At 61.6% G+C, this 18,387-nt stretch carries 21 protein-coding genes; 11 read left to right on the forward strand and 10 right to left on the reverse strand.

The genetic code is table 11. The features are described 5' to 3' along the window. Window positions 1-38 precede the first annotated feature (38 nt). From NKH37_RS19340 to NKH37_RS19350, 3 genes are all read left to right on the forward strand, one after another. Window positions 39-299, forward strand: coding sequence for a hypothetical protein (locus tag NKH37_RS19340; RefSeq protein ID WP_353005476.1), 261 nt, complete (start codon window positions 39-41; stop codon window positions 297-299). After that, window positions 280-1,575, forward strand: a complete 1,296-nt coding sequence (locus NKH37_RS19345; protein WP_353005477.1) for a deoxyguanosinetriphosphate triphosphohydrolase family protein — start codon at window positions 280-282, stop codon at window positions 1,573-1,575. Before NKH37_RS19340 ends, NKH37_RS19345 begins: the two co-directional genes overlap by 20 nt. Before the next feature lie 148 nt (window positions 1,576-1,723). Then, the gene (locus tag NKH37_RS19350; RefSeq protein WP_353005478.1) at window positions 1,724-1,930 is read left to right on the forward strand and encodes a type II toxin-antitoxin system HicB family antitoxin; all 207 of its coding nucleotides are present in this window, start codon (window positions 1,724-1,726) and stop codon (window positions 1,928-1,930) included. 51 nt (window positions 1,931-1,981) lie between these two features. Here the strand turns inward: NKH37_RS19350 and NKH37_RS19355 are convergent, their stop codons facing one another. Next, window positions 1,982-3,001 carry a GH25 family lysozyme gene (locus NKH37_RS19355; RefSeq protein ID WP_353005479.1) on the reverse strand — a complete coding sequence of 340 codons (1,020 nt, stop codon included), beginning with the start codon at window positions 2,999-3,001 and terminating at the stop codon, window positions 1,982-1,984. Between the two features lie 258 nt (window positions 3,002-3,259). Between NKH37_RS19355 and NKH37_RS19360 the strand changes: the two genes are divergently transcribed. Continuing rightward, window positions 3,260-4,171, forward strand: a complete 912-nt coding sequence (locus tag NKH37_RS19360) for a hypothetical protein (protein WP_353005480.1) — start codon at window positions 3,260-3,262, stop codon at window positions 4,169-4,171. 13 nt (window positions 4,172-4,184) lie between these two features. On the opposite strand, the gene NKH37_RS19365 is transcribed toward NKH37_RS19360, so the two are convergent. The 5 genes from NKH37_RS19365 to NKH37_RS19385 form a co-directional block, all read right to left on the reverse strand. Further along, entirely contained in the window at window positions 4,185-4,397 is a 213-nt protein-coding gene (locus tag NKH37_RS19365; RefSeq protein ID WP_352495816.1) for a hypothetical protein, read from the reverse strand. Between the two features lie 118 nt (window positions 4,398-4,515). Beyond that, a complete protein-coding gene (locus NKH37_RS19370) occupies window positions 4,516-4,914 on the reverse strand; it encodes a GFA family protein (RefSeq protein ID WP_023717421.1) in 399 nt (132 codons plus the stop codon). 195 nt (window positions 4,915-5,109) lie between these two features. After that, window positions 5,110-6,066: an alpha/beta fold hydrolase gene (locus tag NKH37_RS19375; RefSeq protein ID WP_023717420.1), complete on the reverse strand. Its 957-nt coding sequence runs from the start codon at window positions 6,064-6,066 to the stop codon at window positions 5,110-5,112. A gap of 24 nt (window positions 6,067-6,090) precedes the next feature. After that, window positions 6,091-6,576: an SRPBCC family protein gene (locus NKH37_RS19380; RefSeq protein ID WP_023717419.1), complete on the reverse strand. Its 486-nt coding sequence runs from the start codon at window positions 6,574-6,576 to the stop codon at window positions 6,091-6,093. A gap of 124 nt (window positions 6,577-6,700) precedes the next feature. Continuing rightward, a complete protein-coding gene (locus NKH37_RS19385; RefSeq protein WP_352481155.1) occupies window positions 6,701-6,949 on the reverse strand; it encodes a ParB N-terminal domain-containing protein in 249 nt (82 codons plus the stop codon). A gap of 157 nt (window positions 6,950-7,106) precedes the next feature. Between NKH37_RS19385 and NKH37_RS19390 the strand changes: the two genes are divergently transcribed. From NKH37_RS19390 to NKH37_RS19410, 5 genes are all read left to right on the forward strand, one after another. Beyond that, window positions 7,107-8,747, forward strand: coding sequence for a N,N-dimethylformamidase beta subunit family domain-containing protein (locus NKH37_RS19390; RefSeq protein WP_352481156.1), 1,641 nt, complete (start codon window positions 7,107-7,109; stop codon window positions 8,745-8,747). Window position 8,748: 1 nt separating this feature from the next. Further along, window positions 8,749-10,116, forward strand: coding sequence for an aminotransferase family protein (locus tag NKH37_RS19395; RefSeq protein WP_352860909.1), 1,368 nt, complete (start codon window positions 8,749-8,751; stop codon window positions 10,114-10,116). A gap of 10 nt (window positions 10,117-10,126) precedes the next feature. Continuing rightward, window positions 10,127-11,056 (forward strand): 3,5-dioxohexanoate:acetyl-CoA acetone transferase, encoded by a 930-nt coding sequence (gene kce, locus NKH37_RS19400; protein ID WP_352515788.1) that lies wholly within the window; start codon window positions 10,127-10,129, stop codon window positions 11,054-11,056. Window positions 11,057-11,249: 193 nt separating this feature from the next. Next, window positions 11,250-11,759: a GNAT family N-acetyltransferase gene (locus tag NKH37_RS19405; RefSeq protein WP_352495812.1), complete on the forward strand. Its 510-nt coding sequence runs from the start codon at window positions 11,250-11,252 to the stop codon at window positions 11,757-11,759. Next, window positions 11,756-12,787: a histone deacetylase family protein gene (locus tag NKH37_RS19410; RefSeq protein WP_023717413.1), complete on the forward strand. Its 1,032-nt coding sequence runs from the start codon at window positions 11,756-11,758 to the stop codon at window positions 12,785-12,787. The genes NKH37_RS19405 and NKH37_RS19410 overlap by 4 nt, the downstream gene beginning before the upstream one ends. 18 nt (window positions 12,788-12,805) lie before the next feature. Here NKH37_RS19410 and NKH37_RS19415 read toward each other — a convergent pair whose 3' ends face one another. Beyond that, window positions 12,806-14,071, reverse strand: a complete 1,266-nt coding sequence (locus NKH37_RS19415; RefSeq protein ID WP_353005481.1) for a cysteine desulfurase-like protein — start codon at window positions 14,069-14,071, stop codon at window positions 12,806-12,808. 48 nt (window positions 14,072-14,119) lie between these two features. Continuing rightward, on the reverse strand, window positions 14,120-15,187 hold the full coding sequence (locus tag NKH37_RS19420) for an aldo/keto reductase (protein ID WP_353005482.1): 1,068 nt from the start codon (window positions 15,185-15,187) through the stop codon (window positions 14,120-14,122). A 385-nt stretch (window positions 15,188-15,572) separates the two neighbouring features. Between NKH37_RS19420 and NKH37_RS19425 the strand changes: the two genes are divergently transcribed. Beyond that, the gene (locus NKH37_RS19425) at window positions 15,573-15,737 is read left to right on the forward strand and encodes a hypothetical protein (protein ID WP_023674744.1); all 165 of its coding nucleotides are present in this window, start codon (window positions 15,573-15,575) and stop codon (window positions 15,735-15,737) included. A gap of 52 nt (window positions 15,738-15,789) precedes the next feature. Here the strand turns inward: NKH37_RS19425 and NKH37_RS19430 are convergent, their stop codons facing one another. Then, entirely contained in the window at window positions 15,790-16,296 is a 507-nt protein-coding gene (locus NKH37_RS19430; protein WP_023717410.1) for a DUF1993 domain-containing protein, read from the reverse strand. 123 nt (window positions 16,297-16,419) lie between these two features. Here NKH37_RS19430 and NKH37_RS19435 point away from each other — a divergent pair, with 123 nt between their 5' ends. After that, a complete protein-coding gene (locus NKH37_RS19435) occupies window positions 16,420-17,451 on the forward strand; it encodes a DUF1176 domain-containing protein (protein WP_352860914.1) in 1,032 nt (343 codons plus the stop codon). On the opposite strand, the gene NKH37_RS19440 is transcribed toward NKH37_RS19435, so the two are convergent. Continuing rightward, window positions 17,448-18,365 (reverse strand): alpha/beta hydrolase, encoded by a 918-nt coding sequence (locus NKH37_RS19440; protein WP_352855843.1) that lies wholly within the window; start codon window positions 18,363-18,365, stop codon window positions 17,448-17,450. The two genes, NKH37_RS19435 and NKH37_RS19440, sit on opposite strands and share 4 nt — an antisense overlap. Window positions 18,366-18,387: the final 22 nt, after the last annotated feature.

Below are 18,387 nucleotides of genomic sequence, written 5' to 3' on the forward strand. Positions count from 1 at the left end.
ATGTAATCTGTGGTATGCAGACTGAAGGGAGATACACGATGTATGCGATCAAAAGTACGCACGTTGACCCGACGGAAGTCCAGAAATTAGTGAAAGAAATCAGCGAATTGATACTTCGCACCGATTCGCTTTTATCGGCACGTGAAGTGCAGCAAAAGCTTGATTCTGCGGGTTCGCGAGAGGCAATCGCAAAAGCGCTTCGTGTTGCGATCGAACGCGGTGACGTAGAGATTCTGGACAACATGAAACTAAGGGTGCCAGATCGGGGGGATATGCCGGTTGCCGAGGTGGTTCAATAACGCGCGCATAAAAAGACGCCATCAACTCGGAAAGCGAGACCAGCGGCAACCGTTTCAACGTGACCGCGACAGAGTGCTATATAGCTCAGCCTTTCGACGTTTGAGTGGCGTGACACAGATCGTGCGCGCCGGCGAAGTCGACATATTTCACAATCGCCTTTCTCACACTCTCAAAGTCGCCCAGATTGGAAGGCGCCTTGCTGAGATGTTGTTGGAGCGGCAGCCAACCGAGGCGATCGACCTAGGTTTGGATGCGGAAGTTGTGGAAGCAGCATGTCTGATACATGACTTAGGACATCCGCCATTTGGACATTTGGGGGAAAAGACCCTTGACCACCTTGTACAAAGCGCTGGCGACAACGATGGCTTCGAAGGAAATGCGCAGTCCTTTCGTGTCGTAACGAAGCTTTGTGTAAGATTCGAAGAGGCGGCGGGGCTCGATTTAACAGCTGCCACATTAGCGGCTGCATGCAAATATCCTTGGTTTCGCGACAAGAACAACCCCGACCGTTCAAAAAAATGGGGTGCATATAGATTAGACAAGGATGATTTCGACTTTGCTAGAACAATGAGCGGATACGGCAACGAAAAAACTATCGAAGCCGCAATCATGGACTGGTCTGACGATATTGCATATTCTGTTCACGACATGGAGGATTTGCATCGCGGCCGCTTAATACCTTGGACATTTCTAAAAACGAGAGATGGTCGCGAATTTCTTGTCAAAGCCGCGGCTGAAGGGTGGCATAATGCCCCTTCTGACGCTGAAGGCCGCCTGAGACTCGCGTACGGAAGAATCTTTGACGAAATTGCCGCACCTCTAGCTCCGCATATTCTTACGGAATCCTATGACGGAAGAATCGAACACCGACAACAACTTAGGTTCTTTACGTCACAGTTAATTGGCCGCTACATCAACTCTACATCCCTGTCTACAGGGTTAGGTGACGGCCTCCATTTGGAGGAGGAAAAGGTAGACGAAGTTATTCTTTTGAAGCAGATGACAAGAAGCTATCTGATTTTAAACCCTGCCCTCTCCGCACAACAACATGGACAAAAATTGATCATTGAATCGTTGTTCCAAGATTTCATGAACGACGAAAAGAAAAGCATTGTCCCAGTTCGCTTCCAGCACCTTTTTGAGCAAACAGACGTTGGCATCCCACGCGCAGTTGCAGATCTAATTTCAAGCCTAACCGAAAGCGAAGCCACAGGCTTGTACCAGAGGCTCCGTGGCCTGTCTGCAGGATCGGTCCTCGACCCAATTGTTCGATGATAGTGATGGTCGTTCCCCGAGTGCAGGAAGTCGTCCATTACGTCTCTTTTCTTGAGAGCGGCCCCCCTCTTCCGCACCAAGGTCATGATGTCATTTCAACTGAAAACGTTCAGTATCCTCAGGCAGTCCGGTTTGAAGGAGTGATGATATGCGTTACGCGGTGGTGATCGAAAGAGCCGGAAACAATTTTTCCGCGTACGTACCAGACCTACCTGGCTGCATCGCGACCGGTGCGACCGTGCCTGAGGTTGAAGCCGAAATTCGCGATGCAATACGCTTTCATATCGAAGGCTTGCGTGCAGATGGGCTGGACGTGCCCGAAGGGGTCAGCCTGGCGGAATATGTAGAGGCGTGAAAGCTGCGTGTTCCCTTCTCCCCTTGTTGTGGGAGAAGGCAAGAGCTGCCGCTACTCCGCCTCCGCTACCATCTGCCGGCCGCCAACCCAGTCGCGCCATGCCCTCTCATCGCCATGGAACACGTTGAGGTCGATGCGGCCCCTGACCCCGTGCGACAGGCCGGAGCCGGAATATTGCCAGAACAGCCATTTGCGGCCGGGATAGACCTTTGACGGGTGGGCTGCCACGGCGCGCAGCCAGAACGGATAATCGGGGAATGCGCCGCGCAGATTGTCGCGGTAGAAGTCGGGCGCGGTGTAGATGATCGGTCGCTGGCCGTAGTGGCGCTCGAGCTTGTCCATGAACACCTGCATCTTCTCCAGAACCTTTTGCCGCGACGGGCGGCGCTTGCAGCTGGATTCGCCGTTCCACTCGACGTCGATCACCGGCGGCAGCGCGCCCTCGACCCTCGGCACGTTGCGGATGAACCAGTCGGCCTGCTCGCCGGCGGTGCGGCACCAGTAGAAGAAATGATAGGCGCCGCGCTTCAGGCCGGCGGCGTCGGCATTGCGCCAGTTCCTGGTAAACATCGGGTCGATATGATCGCCGCCGTCGGTCGCCTTGATGTAGGCGAAATTGGCGCCCTGGGCGCGCAGCTTTTGCCAGTTCACATTGCCCTGCCAGCGCGAAACGTCGACGCCATGGACGGCAAGGCGCCTTGGCGAGGAGGACTTGCCGAAATTGATCGGCTTGGCGTCGCGAAAACCATAGCGCGTGACCGGCTCTGCAAGCATCGCCGGTGCTGCGCGTGTCAGCCGTTTCGGCGGCGACATCAGCGCGATCACCTCGGCCGGCGGTTCGACGTCCTGATCGGGTACGTCCATCGCGACCGGCTGTTCGTCCTGCTCCTGTTCGGCAAAAGCGGGCGCAGCATCAGTTTTCGCCACGGATGCCACCGGCGCGGGTGGCCGCACAACCGAGCTGGTGGTCTCGCTGGACGGCACTTGCAGCGCATCGACGCCGGAGGTCGACGTGCAACCGGCAAGGCACAGCGCTGCGATCGAAAAGATGACGACGCCTGATATCCGCATCTGGACCTGTACGCAAAACACAACAGACCGAAGGCAGGACAACGCCGCCGGACAAACCAAGCTGGATTCCTAACAAGAAACTACCAACAAAGTTTGAATCGAATTGTTAGGGCTCTCGTCGAGACGTCGGCGGGCAAAGGGACGCTGCCCTTCCACCGTTCGGCCACGTCGCTGGCTTCGCAATCCCGCTTGACAACTCACTGCGTGAGATTAGTCTTCGCTAATCTTACGATGTAAGGCCATACTTGGGAGGGAGTCATGCAGCCCGCCGCCTTGTCAGAATTGCAGCCCTTAGTCACGCCGGAGCCACGCTCGCCCGCCATCGGGATCGACGAGATATCCGGCGATCTCAGCCGCGTCATCGAACGCGCTGAGGTCGATGCCTGGCTCGATCTCTATCGCGCCGCCCCGGCAGACTTTGCCGCAAGGCAAGGCCTAGCCATCGCCGAAGATGGCGATCTCGTCTGGACCACCTGCACGACGATCCCGTTCATCCATTTCAACTGCGTCAAGAACCTTGGTGTCGATAGCGCGGCCACCGAGAGCCGGCTCGATACGCTTCTGAGGCATTATCGCGACGCCGGCATTCTGCGGCCCTGGTTCTACACCAACCCACACACCGAGCCCGCGACGCTCAGCTGCTGGCTCGAGGCGCGCGGCCTGCAGCGTCAGGGAGGCTGGGAACGCATCTTTCGCGACGCCACGCCGTTGCCAGCGGAGCCGCTTTTCCCGACGGAGGATGTCTCGGTCGAGCGGGTGACGCCGGCAACGGCAAGGGAATGGGCTGGGTTCATCGACAGCCAATACCGGTTGCCGACCTCACCGTGGTTACTGGCGCTGGCCGGCCGGCGCGGCTGGCACCATTACATGCTGCGGCGCGACGGCGCGGCGGCGGTGCGCTCGATGTTCATCGGCACCGACGGCATGGCCTGGAGCGGCATCGACGCGCCGGTGCCCGGCATCATGGCGCCGAGCTTCGATCTCGATGCAATGCTCGGCGAAGCGATGGTGCGCGACGGACTTGCGGCCGGTGCAAAACTGTTCGTGGCCGATATCGAGGCGCCGCAAGCCGAACGCGACGGGCCGGCCTATCGCAACTATGCACGTCTCGGCTTCAAACTCGCTTATTTCCGCTGCCATTACAGCTATTTGCCGGCAAATTCCGGCTAACCGCTTCAAGACCCTAGCCGCACAGCCACAGCTTGTGGCAGGTCGTGGCCATCAGGTGGGCCGGCGGTACAAAACGATCGTTGACCGCCACATCATCGTCCGCCCGCCGGACCTTTTCTTCGAGCAGCGTGCGAAGTTGCGCCGGTTGCACGCGGTCGCGCTCCATCACCAGCTTGATCATCGGATCGCTCAAGAGTTCGTCCAGGGTGTTGATGCTGTCGTTCATTCCGTCGCCTCCTCGACTGCCGCCCGCACGCAATAGATAGGCAGCAATGATGGCCCGCCAATGACGCTTTGCCGGCTATCTCGTGTCGCTTTGGATTAAATTTTGTCCAGATTTCACCTCAAACCGGAGGTGGCGCGCCTTCATATTGCGGCAGGCCGTCGTCGATCTGCACCCAGGGCTGCTTCGAGGCGGTCCAGATATGCATCTCGGGCCTGAACACTGAGGGGTCATCGAGCGAGCCGGTGGTGACGCCGATGATGCCGGCGGAATCGCGCCGGGAAAACATCGTCGTGCCGCAGCGCGGGCAAAAGCCGCGCTTGAGATCGGGCGAGGAATTCACCATCGCCAGCGGTCCGTCGACCGTCACATCGTCGATACGGAACAGCATGCGCGCGTTGAAGGCGGCACCCAGCGCCTTCTGGCACAACCGGCAATGGCAGACGCGCTCATTGATCGGTGCTGCCTCGGCGCGGTAGCGCACCGCGCCGCACAAACACCCGCCCTGATACCCAGCCATCGCCCGTGTCCCTGCCTGTGAGGATAGGCGGCATACCTATCGATAGGCGCGGTAGCGTCAATTGAAAAGCTTTGATGGCGCCATCTATAGCTGTGATGCGACCGATACACGACTGGCCGATGCGCCGCGCCAAGGCCTCATTGACGAAATGCCGGCCGTCTCGCGGGAGACGGCCGGCAGACAATTGACTGCGTGTCAGTTCGTTTCGTTGACGACTTCGTCCCAGGTCTTGACCTTGGTCTCGCCATTGAGGAACGGCAGCGCGGCAGCTGTCAGCTCCGGCGCGAAGAACACATCGTAGTGGGTGCGGTTCGGCACGATCGCCAGGCGGTTCTGCGACAGGTTCTCGCGCATCCAGCCGGCGTCCTTCAATCCGCCGCCGAGCATCTGGTAGAATTTGATCTCGTGCTCGGGCCGGTACATGTCGCTGTCGCCGAACACCAGCATCACCGGCATTTTCAGCTTCGGCACGTCGGCGGAGTAATCGTAGTCCTTGCGCATATAGGCGCCAAGTTGATCGAGGAGTTTCGGAAAATCCTCCGGATGCGGCGCAACGGCGACGTAGGATTTGTACATCGGCGTGTCCTTCATCATGTCAGCCATCGCCGCGCCGACCTGTGCCTGCTGGCCACGCATCTCGGCATAGAAGCCGTCCGCGGCGTAGGGGGTCGAGACCAGCACCAGCCGGCGCACCGCCTCGGGATGCTGCACGGCCATGCGGAAGGCGACGCCGCCACCCAGCGAATAACCCATGACGTCGACCTTGTCGTAGCCGAGCGCCTTGACGATCGCCGCCATGTCGTCGCCCATCGCCTCCAGGCTGAGCGGCCGGTCGCCGAGTGCGGTGCGGCCATGGCCCTGCAGGTCGACGCCGATGACGGTGCGGTTTTCGGTAAGCTTCGGCAGGATCGGCGCGAACATATCCGTCGTGCCGAGCCCGCCATGCAGCAGAAGCAGCGGCTCTCCCTTACCATAGACGGCGTAATAATAGTTCAAACCGTTGATCGGCAGCAGGCCGGATTTTTCCGGCTTCGGCAATGTTGCGGTTGCGGTCGTCATGGCGGGCTTGGCCTCCTCAGCGTTGATGGTGCCCGGCGCCGCAAACAGCGCGGCGGCCGAAGCGAAAATGGCGAAAAATATCGATCTGGACATGTCAGTCTCCCTCTCCCGTTTGCATCAAAGTCGCTTTGCGACTTCCTCGAGTTGTTCGGCGCACTGGCCCCAGCCCTCGTGAAAACCCATTTTCTCGTGCTGTTCGCGGTCGGCGACCGACCAATGCGCAACCCGGGCGACGTAGCGGGTCTTGCCCGTGCCCTCGTCCTCGAGTGTCACAATGCCGGTCATGAACGGTTTGGCGGAAGGCTCCCACGCCTTGGTATAGGCATCGGTGAAGACGAGCTTCCTGCCCGGCACGACTTCGAGGAAGACGCCGGGGTTCGCAAACTCGTTGCCGTCGGGACCGGCCATGACGACCAGGCTGGTGCCGCCGGCGCGAACGTCCATCTCAGCGCGCGGCGTCGTCCACGGCTTCGGCGCAAACCATTGCGTCAACAGCTTCGGCTCGGTCCAGCAGCGATAGACGTTCTCGCGCGGTGCATCGATGATGCGGGCGAGAACCAGTTCGCGGTCGGAGTTGGGGGCGATGTCGAGCTTGGTGGTCATGGTGTTTCCTCACATGTCGGGTTTGGCTTTCGTGTCTAGGACGAACCGACAAGACGCAAGCCGACACGGGTCCGCGAGAAAAAATCCGCGGGACCGGAGATTCGAACGACGGAACCGAGTGGCTTCAGTGGCGCTTGGCTTGGACGAGGTAGGCGTCGATCTCGGTCTCGCCCAGCCACTTGGCCGCTTCCAACCGGTGCAGGCCTTCGACGAGGATGTGGCGCTTGCCGTCATGGCGCACCTGGATCGGCGTCTTCATGCCGTTTTCCAGAATGTCCTCGGCCAGATGGCGGACGGTCTCGGGATGCAGCGTCTTCTTGCGCGCGGTCGGCACGTAAATGTCGTTGACCCTAACCTTTTGCACTCTCAGCATATCGGCTCCCGTGGCGGACAAGGCCGCGGTTTGTGAGATAGTCTGTTTGTCCGGCAAGGCCAAGGGAGCAGCCCGGCGATGGCTGGCCCGATCGTTTCCAATTGACGCTTGGCCGGCGGATGGCCGAAATGGCGGCCTTTCGACCTTAGCGGTGTCCATGAACCATCTGCCGACCGAGTTTCCCGATTTCGGACTGACGCCGGAGCAGCGACGCCAGGCGGTGCGCAGCCATTACTGGGAATGGCCGGGCATGGATGGCGGGCGCGGCGAGATCTGGTGCTATAGCGATCGTTTTTCCTACCGCCCCGGCGACATGGTGGCGCTGCATGTCAGCTCGACGGCCGCCAGCTTCGGCATTGTGGTCGTCCGTGACGGCGGCATGGAAGTGACGACGTTCGAGGAGGCCGGTATCGCGGCGCGCTGGCAGGATACGCCGGATCAGTGTTCGGTCGAGGGCTGCGGCTGGCAAGCATCGTTCGAATTTCGCATCGGCGACGACTGGCCGTCCGGTGCCTATCGCGTCACGCTTGAAGCCGACGCTCGCGACGGCAACCCGATCCGCTGCCATCATCTTTTCATCGTCGCGCCGCAGCCCGGCAAGAAGCTTGGTCGTGTGCTGCAGGTGGCGGCCACCGGCACCTGGCTCGCCTACAACACATGGGGCGGTTCCAACCATTACGAAGGCATCACCGGGCCAGGCCGCGACAAGTATGCACGAATGGTGTCGACGCAGCGGCCTTGGTGCCGCGGCTTCGTCGTGCTGCCCAGGGACGCGCCGCGCGTGCCGCTCGAAGTCGCCGTGCCGCCGAAAACCGTGCCGCGCTATCCGCATATGGAATGGGCGTTTGCCACCGGCCATTCGAAGAAATACGCCTCGTCCGGCTGGGCAAGCTATGACAGCCATTTCTTCCGCTTCGCCGAGCGTGCCGGCTACGCCGTCGATCTTGCCAGCCAGCACGATCTGCATTTTTCGCCCGACATTCTCGACGGCTACGACTGCGTCGTCTTCGTCGGCCACGACGAATACTGGACCTGGGAGATGCGCGATGCGGTCGACACCTATGTCGAGCGCGGCGGCCATGCGGCGCGCTTCGCCGGCAATTTCATGTGGCAGACCAGGCTGGAGGACGAAGGCCGCCGGCAGGTCTGCTACAAATACCGCGCTCGCGCAGAGGACCCGGCCTATCGCGGCGGCGATATAAGGCGCGCCACCAATTCCTGGGAAGCGCCGGAAATCGGCCGGCCGGGTGCGGCGACCTTCGGCCTCAATGCGACAAGAGGCGTCTATGCGGGCTGGGGCGGCTGCGCGCCGCGCGGCGTACGCGGCTTTCCGGTCTACCGGCCTGAGCATTGGGCGTTTGCCGGCACCGGCATCTACTATGGCGACCTGCTCGGCGCCGACAGCCATGTCTATGGCTACGAGGTCGACGGGCTCGATTTCGAGATCCGCGGCGGCCTGCCCTACCCCACGCCCGACAGCGGCGCACCGGACGGCCTGCAGGTGCTCGCGGTCGGCATGGCTGCCCAGGTCGAGGAAAGCGCCGACATTCCGTTCGAGGACCAGTTCCTCGGCGACGAGGACGGTCGCTTCACCGCCGAAACGCTGTTCGGCGAGGCAAGCGACGCCAATCTCGACAAGGTCAAACGCGGCAACGGCATGATCGTCAATTTCCCGCGCGGCAAGGGCGAGGTGTTTCACGCAGGAAGCTGCGAATGGGTCGCCGGCCTGCTAAGGCAGGACGCGATGGTCGAGCGCGTCACCAGAAATGTCCTCGACCGCTATCTTGGAAAGCCATGACATGCTGAAGTCCCCTGTCCCGGAAGCCCGCGAAGCCTCGCATCTGTTTTATCTGTCCAGCCTGCGTCGGCCGCTGATCGACCGCGCCGAAGGCATCTACATGTGGACGCAGGATGGCCGCCGCTTCATCGACGGATCGAGCGGGCCGATGGTCGCCAATATCGGCCACTCCAACCGCAACGTGCTCGACGCGATGAAACGGCAGATGGACCGCGCCACCTTCGCCTACCGCCTGCATTTCGAGAACGAACCGGCCGAGGAGCTCGCGCGGCAACTGGCGGCCAAACTCCCCGAGGGCCTGGACCGCATCTTTTTCGTCTCCGGCGGCTCGGAGGCAACGGAATCCTGCGTCAAGCTGGCGCGGCAATGGGCGGTCGCCACCGGCCAGCCCAGCCGCTGGAAGGTGATCACGCGTTTTCCGTCCTATCATGGCGGCACGCTGGGTGCGCTCGCCGTCACCGGCGACGATGCGCTGGCCGAAACATTTGCGCCGATGATGCAAGTGATGCCGACCGTGCCGGCGCCCATCGCCTGGCGCGACCGCGACAATCTTTCGATGGAACAGCGCGGCATCCGCTATGCCGACATGCTGGAGGAGAAGATTCTCGCCGAGGGGCCGGACAGCGTGCTCGCCTTCATCATGGAGCCGGTCGGCGGCGCTGCCACGGCAGCACTGGTGGCGCCGGACAGCTACTATCCGCGCATCCGCGAGATCTGCGATCGCTACGGCATCCTGCTCATCCATGACGAGGTGATGAGCGGCGCCGGTCGCACCGGAAAATTCCTCGGCGGCGATCACTGGAACTGCAAGCCCGACATCGTTGCGCTGTCGAAGGGGCTGGGCTCGGGCTACGCGCCGCTCGGCGCGCTGGCGGCACCGATGCGGCTGGTGCAGCCATTGCTCGCATCGGGCGGCTTCCAGCATGGCCATACCTATGCCGGCAACCCGCTCGCCTGCGCCGCCGGGCTCGCCGTGCTCGGCGAGATGGACCGTCTCGGCCTGATCGCCAATGCGGCCGATATGGGCAAGCTTTTGATGGACGAGCTGAAGGGATTGGCGAAGCGGTTTCCGTTCATCGCCGACGTCCGCGGCAAGGGCCTGCTCACAGGTGCCGAAATGGTCGCCGACCCAGATACGCTGAGGCCGATCGAGCCGGCAAAGAAGGCCACCCAGCGGCTGCTCGACCTCGCCTATGAGCGCGGACTGATCATCTACGGACGCAAGGTCAAGGGCGGCGTCGACGGCGACAATTTCATGGTCGCGCCGCCGATGATCGTCACCGCCGCGCAGATCGGCGAGATCGTAGCCATCATCGGCGACTCGCTCGAAGTGCTGGCCGGTGAACTCGACCTGCCGGTCGAAGGCTGAGGGGCGAACCATGGCGCCGCGAAAAATCATTATCACCTGCGCCGTCACCGGGTCGGTGCACACACCATCGATGTCGCCGCATCTGCCGGTGACGCCGGACCAGATCGCCGCCGACGCGATCGCCGCCGCCGAAGCCGGTGCCTCGATCCTGCATCTTCACGCCCGCGACCCCAAGGATGGAAGGCCGACCGCCGACCCCGAGCTGTTCATGCAGTTCCTGCCGCGCATCAAGCAGGCGACCGACGCAGTGATCAACATCACCACCGGTGGCTCCTCGCTGATGACGCTCGACCAGCGGTTGGCCGCCCCGCTCAGGGCGGAGCCGGAAATGTGCTCGCTCAACATGGGCTCGATGAATTTCGCGCTGTTCCCCATGCTCGAGCGGCCGCGGGAGTGGCAGCACGAATGGGAGCCGAAGCTGCTCGAGGCGACCCGCGACACGATCTTCAAGAACACCTTTGCCGACATGGAGACGGTGCTTGAGAAGCTTGGGCGTGGTTGCGGCACGCGCTTTGAATTCGAGTGCTACGATGTCGGCCACCTCTACTCGCTGGCGCATTTCCGCGACCGCGGGCTGGTGTCGGGACCGCTGTTCATCCAGTTCGTGTTCGGCATCCTCGGTGGCATCGGCGCCGATCCCGAAAACCTGATCCACATGAAGCGCATCGCCGACAAACTGTTCGGCGACAGCTACCAGTTTTCGGTGCTGGCCGCCGGACGCCATCAGATGCCGATGATCTCGATTGCGGCGGCGATGGGCGGCAATGTCCGCGTCGGGCTGGAGGACAGCCTCTACGACGGGCGCCAACTGGCCAAGTCCAATGCCGACCAGGTCCGCCGTATCCGCAGCGTGCTCGACGGGCTGTCGCTGGACGTCGCGACGCCGGCCGAGGCGCGGCAGATGCTGGCGCTCAAGGGCGGCGACCGTGTGGCGTTCTGATGGTTGCGCTCCGGCACACCCCCCTCTGGCCTGCCGGCCATCTCCCCCTCAAGGGGAGAGATCGGCAGCTTCGATCTCGCTGCCCACCCTGCAACGTTGGTGAATGGCGAAACCCGGCGCGACATCCAATCTCCCCCCTTGAGGGGGAGATGTCCGGCAGGACAGAGGGGGGTGCCTGGGCGCCCTGCCTGCCGTGAGTACGCCATCCACAAACGTGCTTATCCGCCCCGGCCGGGTGGAGGACGTCGAAACCATCCACGCCGCACTCCTACGGCTCGGCGCGCATGTCGGCGCACATCAGGAGATCACCTCGACAGCTGCGGATCTCCGCACCTATGGCTTTGGCGAAAAGCCTGCCTTCTCGACCTTGATCGCCGAAGTCGGCGGCGAATTTGCCGGGCTTTGCCTGCATTTTCCGATCTTCTCGACATGGATGGGACGACCCGGCGTCTATGTGCAGGACCTCTACGTCGAGGACCGGTTTCGCGGCCGCAGGATCGGCGAGCGCCTGCTGCGCCGGGTGGCGGCGCAGTGCCGGAAGGCAGGCGGCGTCTATCTCAGGCTGTCCGTCGATACCGACAACGAGACCGCCAAGGCTTTTTACGAACGGTTGGGCATTGCCTGGTCGAGCTACGAGCAGGTGCAGAAGATCGTCGGCGACGCCTTTTTCGCCTTCGCCGATGCACCGGAGGAGCCAACATGAAAGCCTTCTATGCCGAAGAACAGAAGCGCCACGACCCGAAGGCGTTCCTCTCAAGCGGCGCGCCGCAGCCCAATCCGGAAAAGCCGGAACGGGTCGAGCGATTGCTAGCCGGCGCAAAGGCTGCCGGCTGCACGATCGAACGGCCGCGGGATCACGGGCTCGGCCCGATTGCGGCGGTGCATACGCCCGAATATCTCGATTTCCTCCAGCATATCTTCGCGCGCTGGCAGCGCATCGAGGGTGCCTCTGCCGAGGTCATTCCCAACATCCATCCGATCGCGCGGCACGGCTCCTATCCTGCCTCGGCAGTCGGCCAGGCCGGCTACCACATGGCCGACACCGCCTGCCCGATCTCCGGCGAGACGTGGCAGAGCGCACTGTGGAGCGCCTGGAGCGCGGTTGAAGCAGCCGAGGCGGTGATGTCGGGCGTGCCTTCAGCCTATGCGCTCTGCCGTCCGCCCGGCCATCACGCCTTTGCCGAGGTCGCCGGCGGCTTCTGCTTCATCAACAATTCGGCGGTCGCCGCACGGGTTCTGCGCAAGCAAGCGGCGCGGGTGGCGATCCTCGACGTCGACCTGCATCACGGCAATGGCACGCAGGGCATCTTCTATGCCCGGCCGGACGTGCTCACCGTGTCGCTGCATGCCGACCCGGTGCGCTTCTATCCGTTTTTCTGGGGCCATGCCGACGAGCGCGGCGAAGGCGCCGGCCTCGGCTACAATCTCAACCTGCCGCTGCCGCGCAAATCCGGCGACGCCGCATTCCTCGAAGCACTGGACGTGGCTTTCCAGCGTATCCGCGCCTTTGCGCCAGAAGCGCTGGTGGTGGCGCTCGGCCTCGACGCCTTCGAGGGCGATCCGTTCGGTGGGCTGTCGGTGAGCACGCCCGGTTTCTCGCGCATTGGCGAGGCCATCGCCGGTCTCGGCCTATCGACAGTCATCGTCCAGGAAGGCGGCTATCTCTGCGACGAGCTCGGCGACAATCTCACCGCCTTCCTCACCGGTTTTGGCGGCGCCCACAAGCGATGATCGGCCCGCGAGGCGCGCTCAGGATCGTTCCTGCCTCAGCATGGCGACAACGCGGTGCACACTCTCCAGCGTCTCGTCGATCTCGGCTAAAGTGTTGTAATGAGCGATGCCTATGCGCACGACGCCCTGGTCGGCCGGAATGCCGAGCTGGTGCACAATCTCCCAGGCGTAGTTGTGGCCGGACCATAGGAAGATGTTTTCCGCATTCATCTGCCGCACGATCGCCTCCGGCACGATGCCTTGGACGGTGAAGGACACCGTCGGCACGCGCTCATTGATCCGCTTCGGATCGGTGATGCCGTGGATGGTCAGGCCGGCAATATCCGACAGACCGTCGATCAGCCGTTGCGCCAGCGGGTTCTCGTAAGCGATCGACAATTCGAAGGCCTTGGTTATTTTCTGGCGGCGCGATGCTTGATCGCCGGCCGCCCCGCCCAGCTCGGCAAGATAATCGACCGCCGCCGACAGGCCGGCCATCAATTCAATTTGCGGCGTGCCGAGCTCGAAGCGCTCCGGCAAGGCATTGGACGAGCAACGGCATTTGTACGGCTTCAGCGCATCGACGACGTCCAGCCTGCCCCACAAAATTCCCATATGTGGGCCGAAGAACTTGTAGGCCGAGCAGATCAGGAAATCACAGCCGAGATTTTGGACGTCGATCAGGCCATGCGGGGCGAACTGCACGCCATCGACGTAGACCAACGCACCGGCCTGCCTGGCAGTGCGGGTCAACGCCTTCACCCGGTTGATCGACCCGGTGAGATTGCTGGCGTAGTTGAGCGCAACGAGCCGCGTCCTCTCGGAAAGCAACGCGGCAAGCGCCGCCTCCTCGATTTGCCAGCTCTGCTGGTCGAAAGGCAGCCAGCGCACGACAAGGCCAAGGTCTTCAGCCAGTTGCAGCCAGGGCGAGACGTTGCCCTCATGGTCCATGCGGGTGAGGATGATCTCGTCGCCGGGCTTCATCGTACGGCCAAGCGTTCGCGACATGTGGTAGGTCAACGTCGTCATGTTGGCGCCGATGATGATTTCCCGCGGACTTGCCGCGCCAAGGAAATCCGCCATCGCCAGATGGGCCTCGTCGACGATGTCTTGTGCCGCGATGGTGGTCTCGAAGAAGCCGCCGAGATTGGCATTGGTGGTCAGCAGGCAGCGTGACACCGCGTCCGCCACCGCCTGCGGCACCTGCGTGCCGGCAGGATTGTCGAGATAGATGCGCCTGCGGCCCTTGTCGGTCAGCGACAAGGCCGGAAATTTTGCGCGCACCGCGTCGATCCGGAAGTCCATGGCTGTTCCCCTCCCCTTATGATCATCGGACGATCACGTCTCGACGCCTCACGGGCACGGATTGCCGACGCGCTGGTGGATCGCATCGACGGCTTTCTGCATGTCCTCGGTCCAGACCACGTTGGCGGAAGAGAGCGCCATTTCGAGTTGCGAAATGGTGGTGGCACCGATGATGTTCGAAGTGACCAAGGGCCGGTTCGAGACATAGGCATTGGCAAACAGGGCCGGCTCCATGCCGAAGGTGCGCGCCAACCGGTTGTATTCGAGCTGCACTTCGGCAGCATTCGGCGTCTCGTAGCGCTGGCCGCGGTTGAACAACTGCGAGCGCGAGCCCTGCGGCCGCGCGCCATGATCGTATTTGCCGGTCAAATAGCCTTGCGCCAGCGGCGAATAGGCAAGCAGCGACACCTGCTCGCGCTCGCAGACTTCGGCAAGGTTCACCTCGAAGGTGCGGTTGACGAAATTATAGGCGTTCTGCAACGAGACGACGCGCGGGCCGAGGCCCTTGTCGGCTTCGGCAATGAAACGCATGACGCCCCAGGAATTCTCGTTCGACAGGCCGAAGTGGCGGATCTTGCCGGCCTTCACCAGCTCGTCGAACACACCAAGCGTCTCGGCGATCGGCGTCTCGCCCTCCGGCACGCCGGCGGCATCGGAGCGTCGCGGCACGGCGCCGATGCGGTTCGGATTGGCGCCCCACGGTACGTCGCGTTCCGGCCAATGGATCTGGTAGAGATCGATGTAATCGGTGTTGAGCCTGGCGAGTGACTTATCAATAGCGTCGAAGATGTCGGCGCGCACCAGCTTCGACGGGCGGTCGCCGCGAAACCAGGTGTTGGCGGTGCGGCCAACCACTTTCGAGGCGATGATCACCTGGCCGCGATTGCGCTTCTCCTTCATCCAGTTGCCGATGATTGTCTCGGTGCGGCCCTGCGTCTCGGCCTTGGGCGGGATCGGATAGAGTTCGGCGGTGTCGATGAAATTGACGCCGCGCGCAAACGCCAAATCCATCTGAGCGTGACCGTCCGCCTCGGTGTTCTGCTGGCCCCAGGTCATCGAGCCGAGGCAGATCTGCGACACGAAAAGATCGGTCTGGCCGATGCGGCGTTTGTGCATGGAGGTTCTCCGGCGGGAATTTTGCGCGGCTGCGCGAGGAGGAAGCAATAGCATACAGGAAAGCGCCGGCCGCTTCCAAGCCCGCCGCCGGCAGGCCAGGCGACTTTCCCAGGATGCCGGCGAACGGGGTTTATCCCCACGGCCAATAAAAAGCCGGACTGCATGTGCATGCAGTCCGGAAGTTCGCCAGGAATGGCGAGGAAAAACCGGCCAAATGCCGGCACTGACGCATACGGTCGAAGTGCCGCAGAAGTTTCGCCGGACCAGCCGAATTATGTCAAAAAAGATCGGGGCAGCATGGCTGCCATGCGAATGCTGCACTGCACAATCGTCATGATCCGCCTATATTGAAGGCCGCGGAGGTTTCAATAGAGGGGCTTGAATCATGGGATTCTTCACTGAAATGTTCGCCCGTCCGCGTCCGCGGGAACAGCTGCGCTATCGCGCGGCACTGGCGCTACTCCATTCGATGAGCAATGCCGATCGCGCCGATATCGGGGTCAAGCCGGCCGATTTCCCACGCATCGCCCGGGAAATGTCCTTGCGCTAAACAGTGCACCGCGAGATATCCCGGCGCGGCCGGGATATCTCCTGAGCGAATCTCAACGCAATCCGAGGAAGATCGACTTGCCCAATGGCACGCCGTTGTGGCGCAGGATGTCATAGGCAGTGGTCAGGTGGAAATAGAAATTGGGCATGGCGGCATGCAACAGATACTGCATTCCTGGCATCGAAACCTCGCGTCCCGCAAGCCTCAGTTCGACCATCCTGTCATCTGAACCATCGAATTCGGCCGCCGAAAATGTCGCGAGATGAGCCAATGTCTTGCTAAGGCGGGCCTGCAGATCGGCGAAGCTCGCCTCATTGTCCTCGTATTTTGGCACCTCACGCCCGGCCAGCCGCGACGGCGCGCCCTTGGCGTGATCGGTGGCAATCTGTACCTGCCTGGTCAGGGCGAACATGTCCGGCGCCAGCCTCGCCGTGAGATACACCTGCGGATCGATCTTCCGGTCAGCCGCATTTTGCTCGGCAATGCTCAGGACGTTGGCCAGTGCCTTCAGCCTCGCCGAAAATACCGGCACGGATGCTTCATACATTGATATGGTCACAAGAAATCTCCACGCGGCCCGACTGCCGACGGCGAGAGGTAGCGCTTTCGCACGCGATTGTTCAAGCGTCACCACGTCGCCGCAATCGATATGATAGGATTTTTCATCGAGTGGAGGTTCCCGATGAGACGCGCCCTTTTCGCAACGGCCGCTTTTATCTCTCTTGCCGGCCAATCGGCGCTCGCCGCAGACGCGCCTTATATCGACGACAGGTCGAATGCCGAAGCGGTCATCCGGTCGCTTTATAGTGCCATCAGCCGGCACGAATTCGCGCGCGCCTGGGACTATTTCGGCGACACCAAGCCGGCCAAGGATTTCAACTCCTTCGTCAAAGGCTATGACGGCACCGACACGGTCGACGTAAAAACCGGTGGTGTGTCCGAAGACGGTGCTGCCGGCAGTATCTATTACAGCGTTCCGGTCGCCATTCGGGCGACGGCCAAGGACGGCAGCCAAAATGTCTTTGCCGGCTGCTATACGCTGCGACAGATCAACGCCTCGATCCAGGAACCGCCATTTCGCCCGATCTTCATCGACAAGGGTGCGCTGAAACCGTCAAGGGCCGATTTCGAAGATGCCGTGCCGGCAAGCTGCGGCGAAGGACCGCCGCCGCCGAAGAAGGACGCGGCGCTTGAGCAGGCCAAAAAGGCGTTTGGCGCCACCTATGGCGACCAATGTGACAAGGAGTTTCTAAGCACCGAGCCGGACATTTTCTCGATCCAGTATAAAGACAAGGATGCGGCTGCCAGTGATCCCGAAAGGGAAACGCGGCTTTTCCACTTCTCCTGCTCGGCCGCGGCCTATAACGAAAGCTCTATTTATTACATGAGCGACGACGTGCTCGGCGTCAGGCAATTGCAGTTCGCCGAACCCGAAATGGACATTCGCTACGAAAACAACGACAGCGAAGGCAAACTGCTGGGCATGACCATAGTTGGCTTCCAGACCTCCGGCTGGGCAACCAATTCCGATTACGACGAAGAGACCAAGACGATCGCTACGTTCAACAAATGGCGTGGCATCGGCGATGCCTCTTCATCGGGGACATATCTGTTTCGCAACGGCGATTTTTCCCTGGTCCAGTACGACGTCGACGCGTCTTACGACGGCGAGGAAAATCCGCAGACGGTCGTCGACTACAACACCGCGCCCTAGGGGGCCTTCGATAACATCCAGTTGAGTGTACCCCGCCAGTCGGTCATGCGGATTGGCGTGCCATGCGTGCCAGTTTCAAAACGGACGAAGCGGGTCGGATAGGTTCTCGATTTGGCTAGGATCGATCGGAAGAAGCCTTCCTGTTTCTCGATTGGAAACACCGGGTCCTTGCTACCCTGGCCGAAGAAGACCGGCACACGACGCTTGAATGCGGGGCTTGAGAAGAAACTCTCATCCCACAGCGAGCCGAGCAGCAGCAGCCCGTCGATGCGCCCGCCGGTGTCCTTGCGATCGGCCAGCTTCCAGCATAACGAACCGCCCATCGAGCCACAGGCGACGAAGATTTTTGCGCCCGGCGACTGCTCGGCATAGTGGCCGATCAACGCAGCGATCTGGGCGGCACCGGTGTCGCCGAAGTCGGAAAAATCCGGCGACAGATAGAGGCCGCCATTGCCGGCCATCAGGTTCTTGATGCGGTTGAAATTGCCGCCGAAGGTGATGTCGTCGGTGCCCTGCTTACGGCTGCCGCCCTGCCCGTGCAGGTAAAGCACGATGATGCTGGCGCCCCCGACTTTGCCGACGGCAATGTGGCGGACATCTCCAGCGTCGGTCTTCAGCAACAGATCCTGCTGCACCTTGCGCACGCCGGTATCGGTGTATTGCGCGTGCACACGACGCTCAGGCACTTCGTCACGGGCGTTGATGTCGCGCAACTCACGATAGTCGATGACCGTATAGGCGCCGTTGTTTTCGGATGAGAGCGTCGCCGGATAGGCGAACAGATCATCCTTGAAGGGTTTGAGTTCGAGAGCGTTGGCGTAGGCGGCACAAGAGAGCGACAAAAGAATCGCGATCAGCAGGGCCGGGAGGCCAGAGGGGGGCAAGCGGAACCGGAAGCAAGAACGAAAGGCCATCCCGCAGCCATGCGTTTTTCGG

Source organism: Mesorhizobium sp. M1217 (genome assembly GCF_040318275.1).
GTDB lineage: Bacteria > Pseudomonadota > Alphaproteobacteria > Rhizobiales > Rhizobiaceae > Mesorhizobium.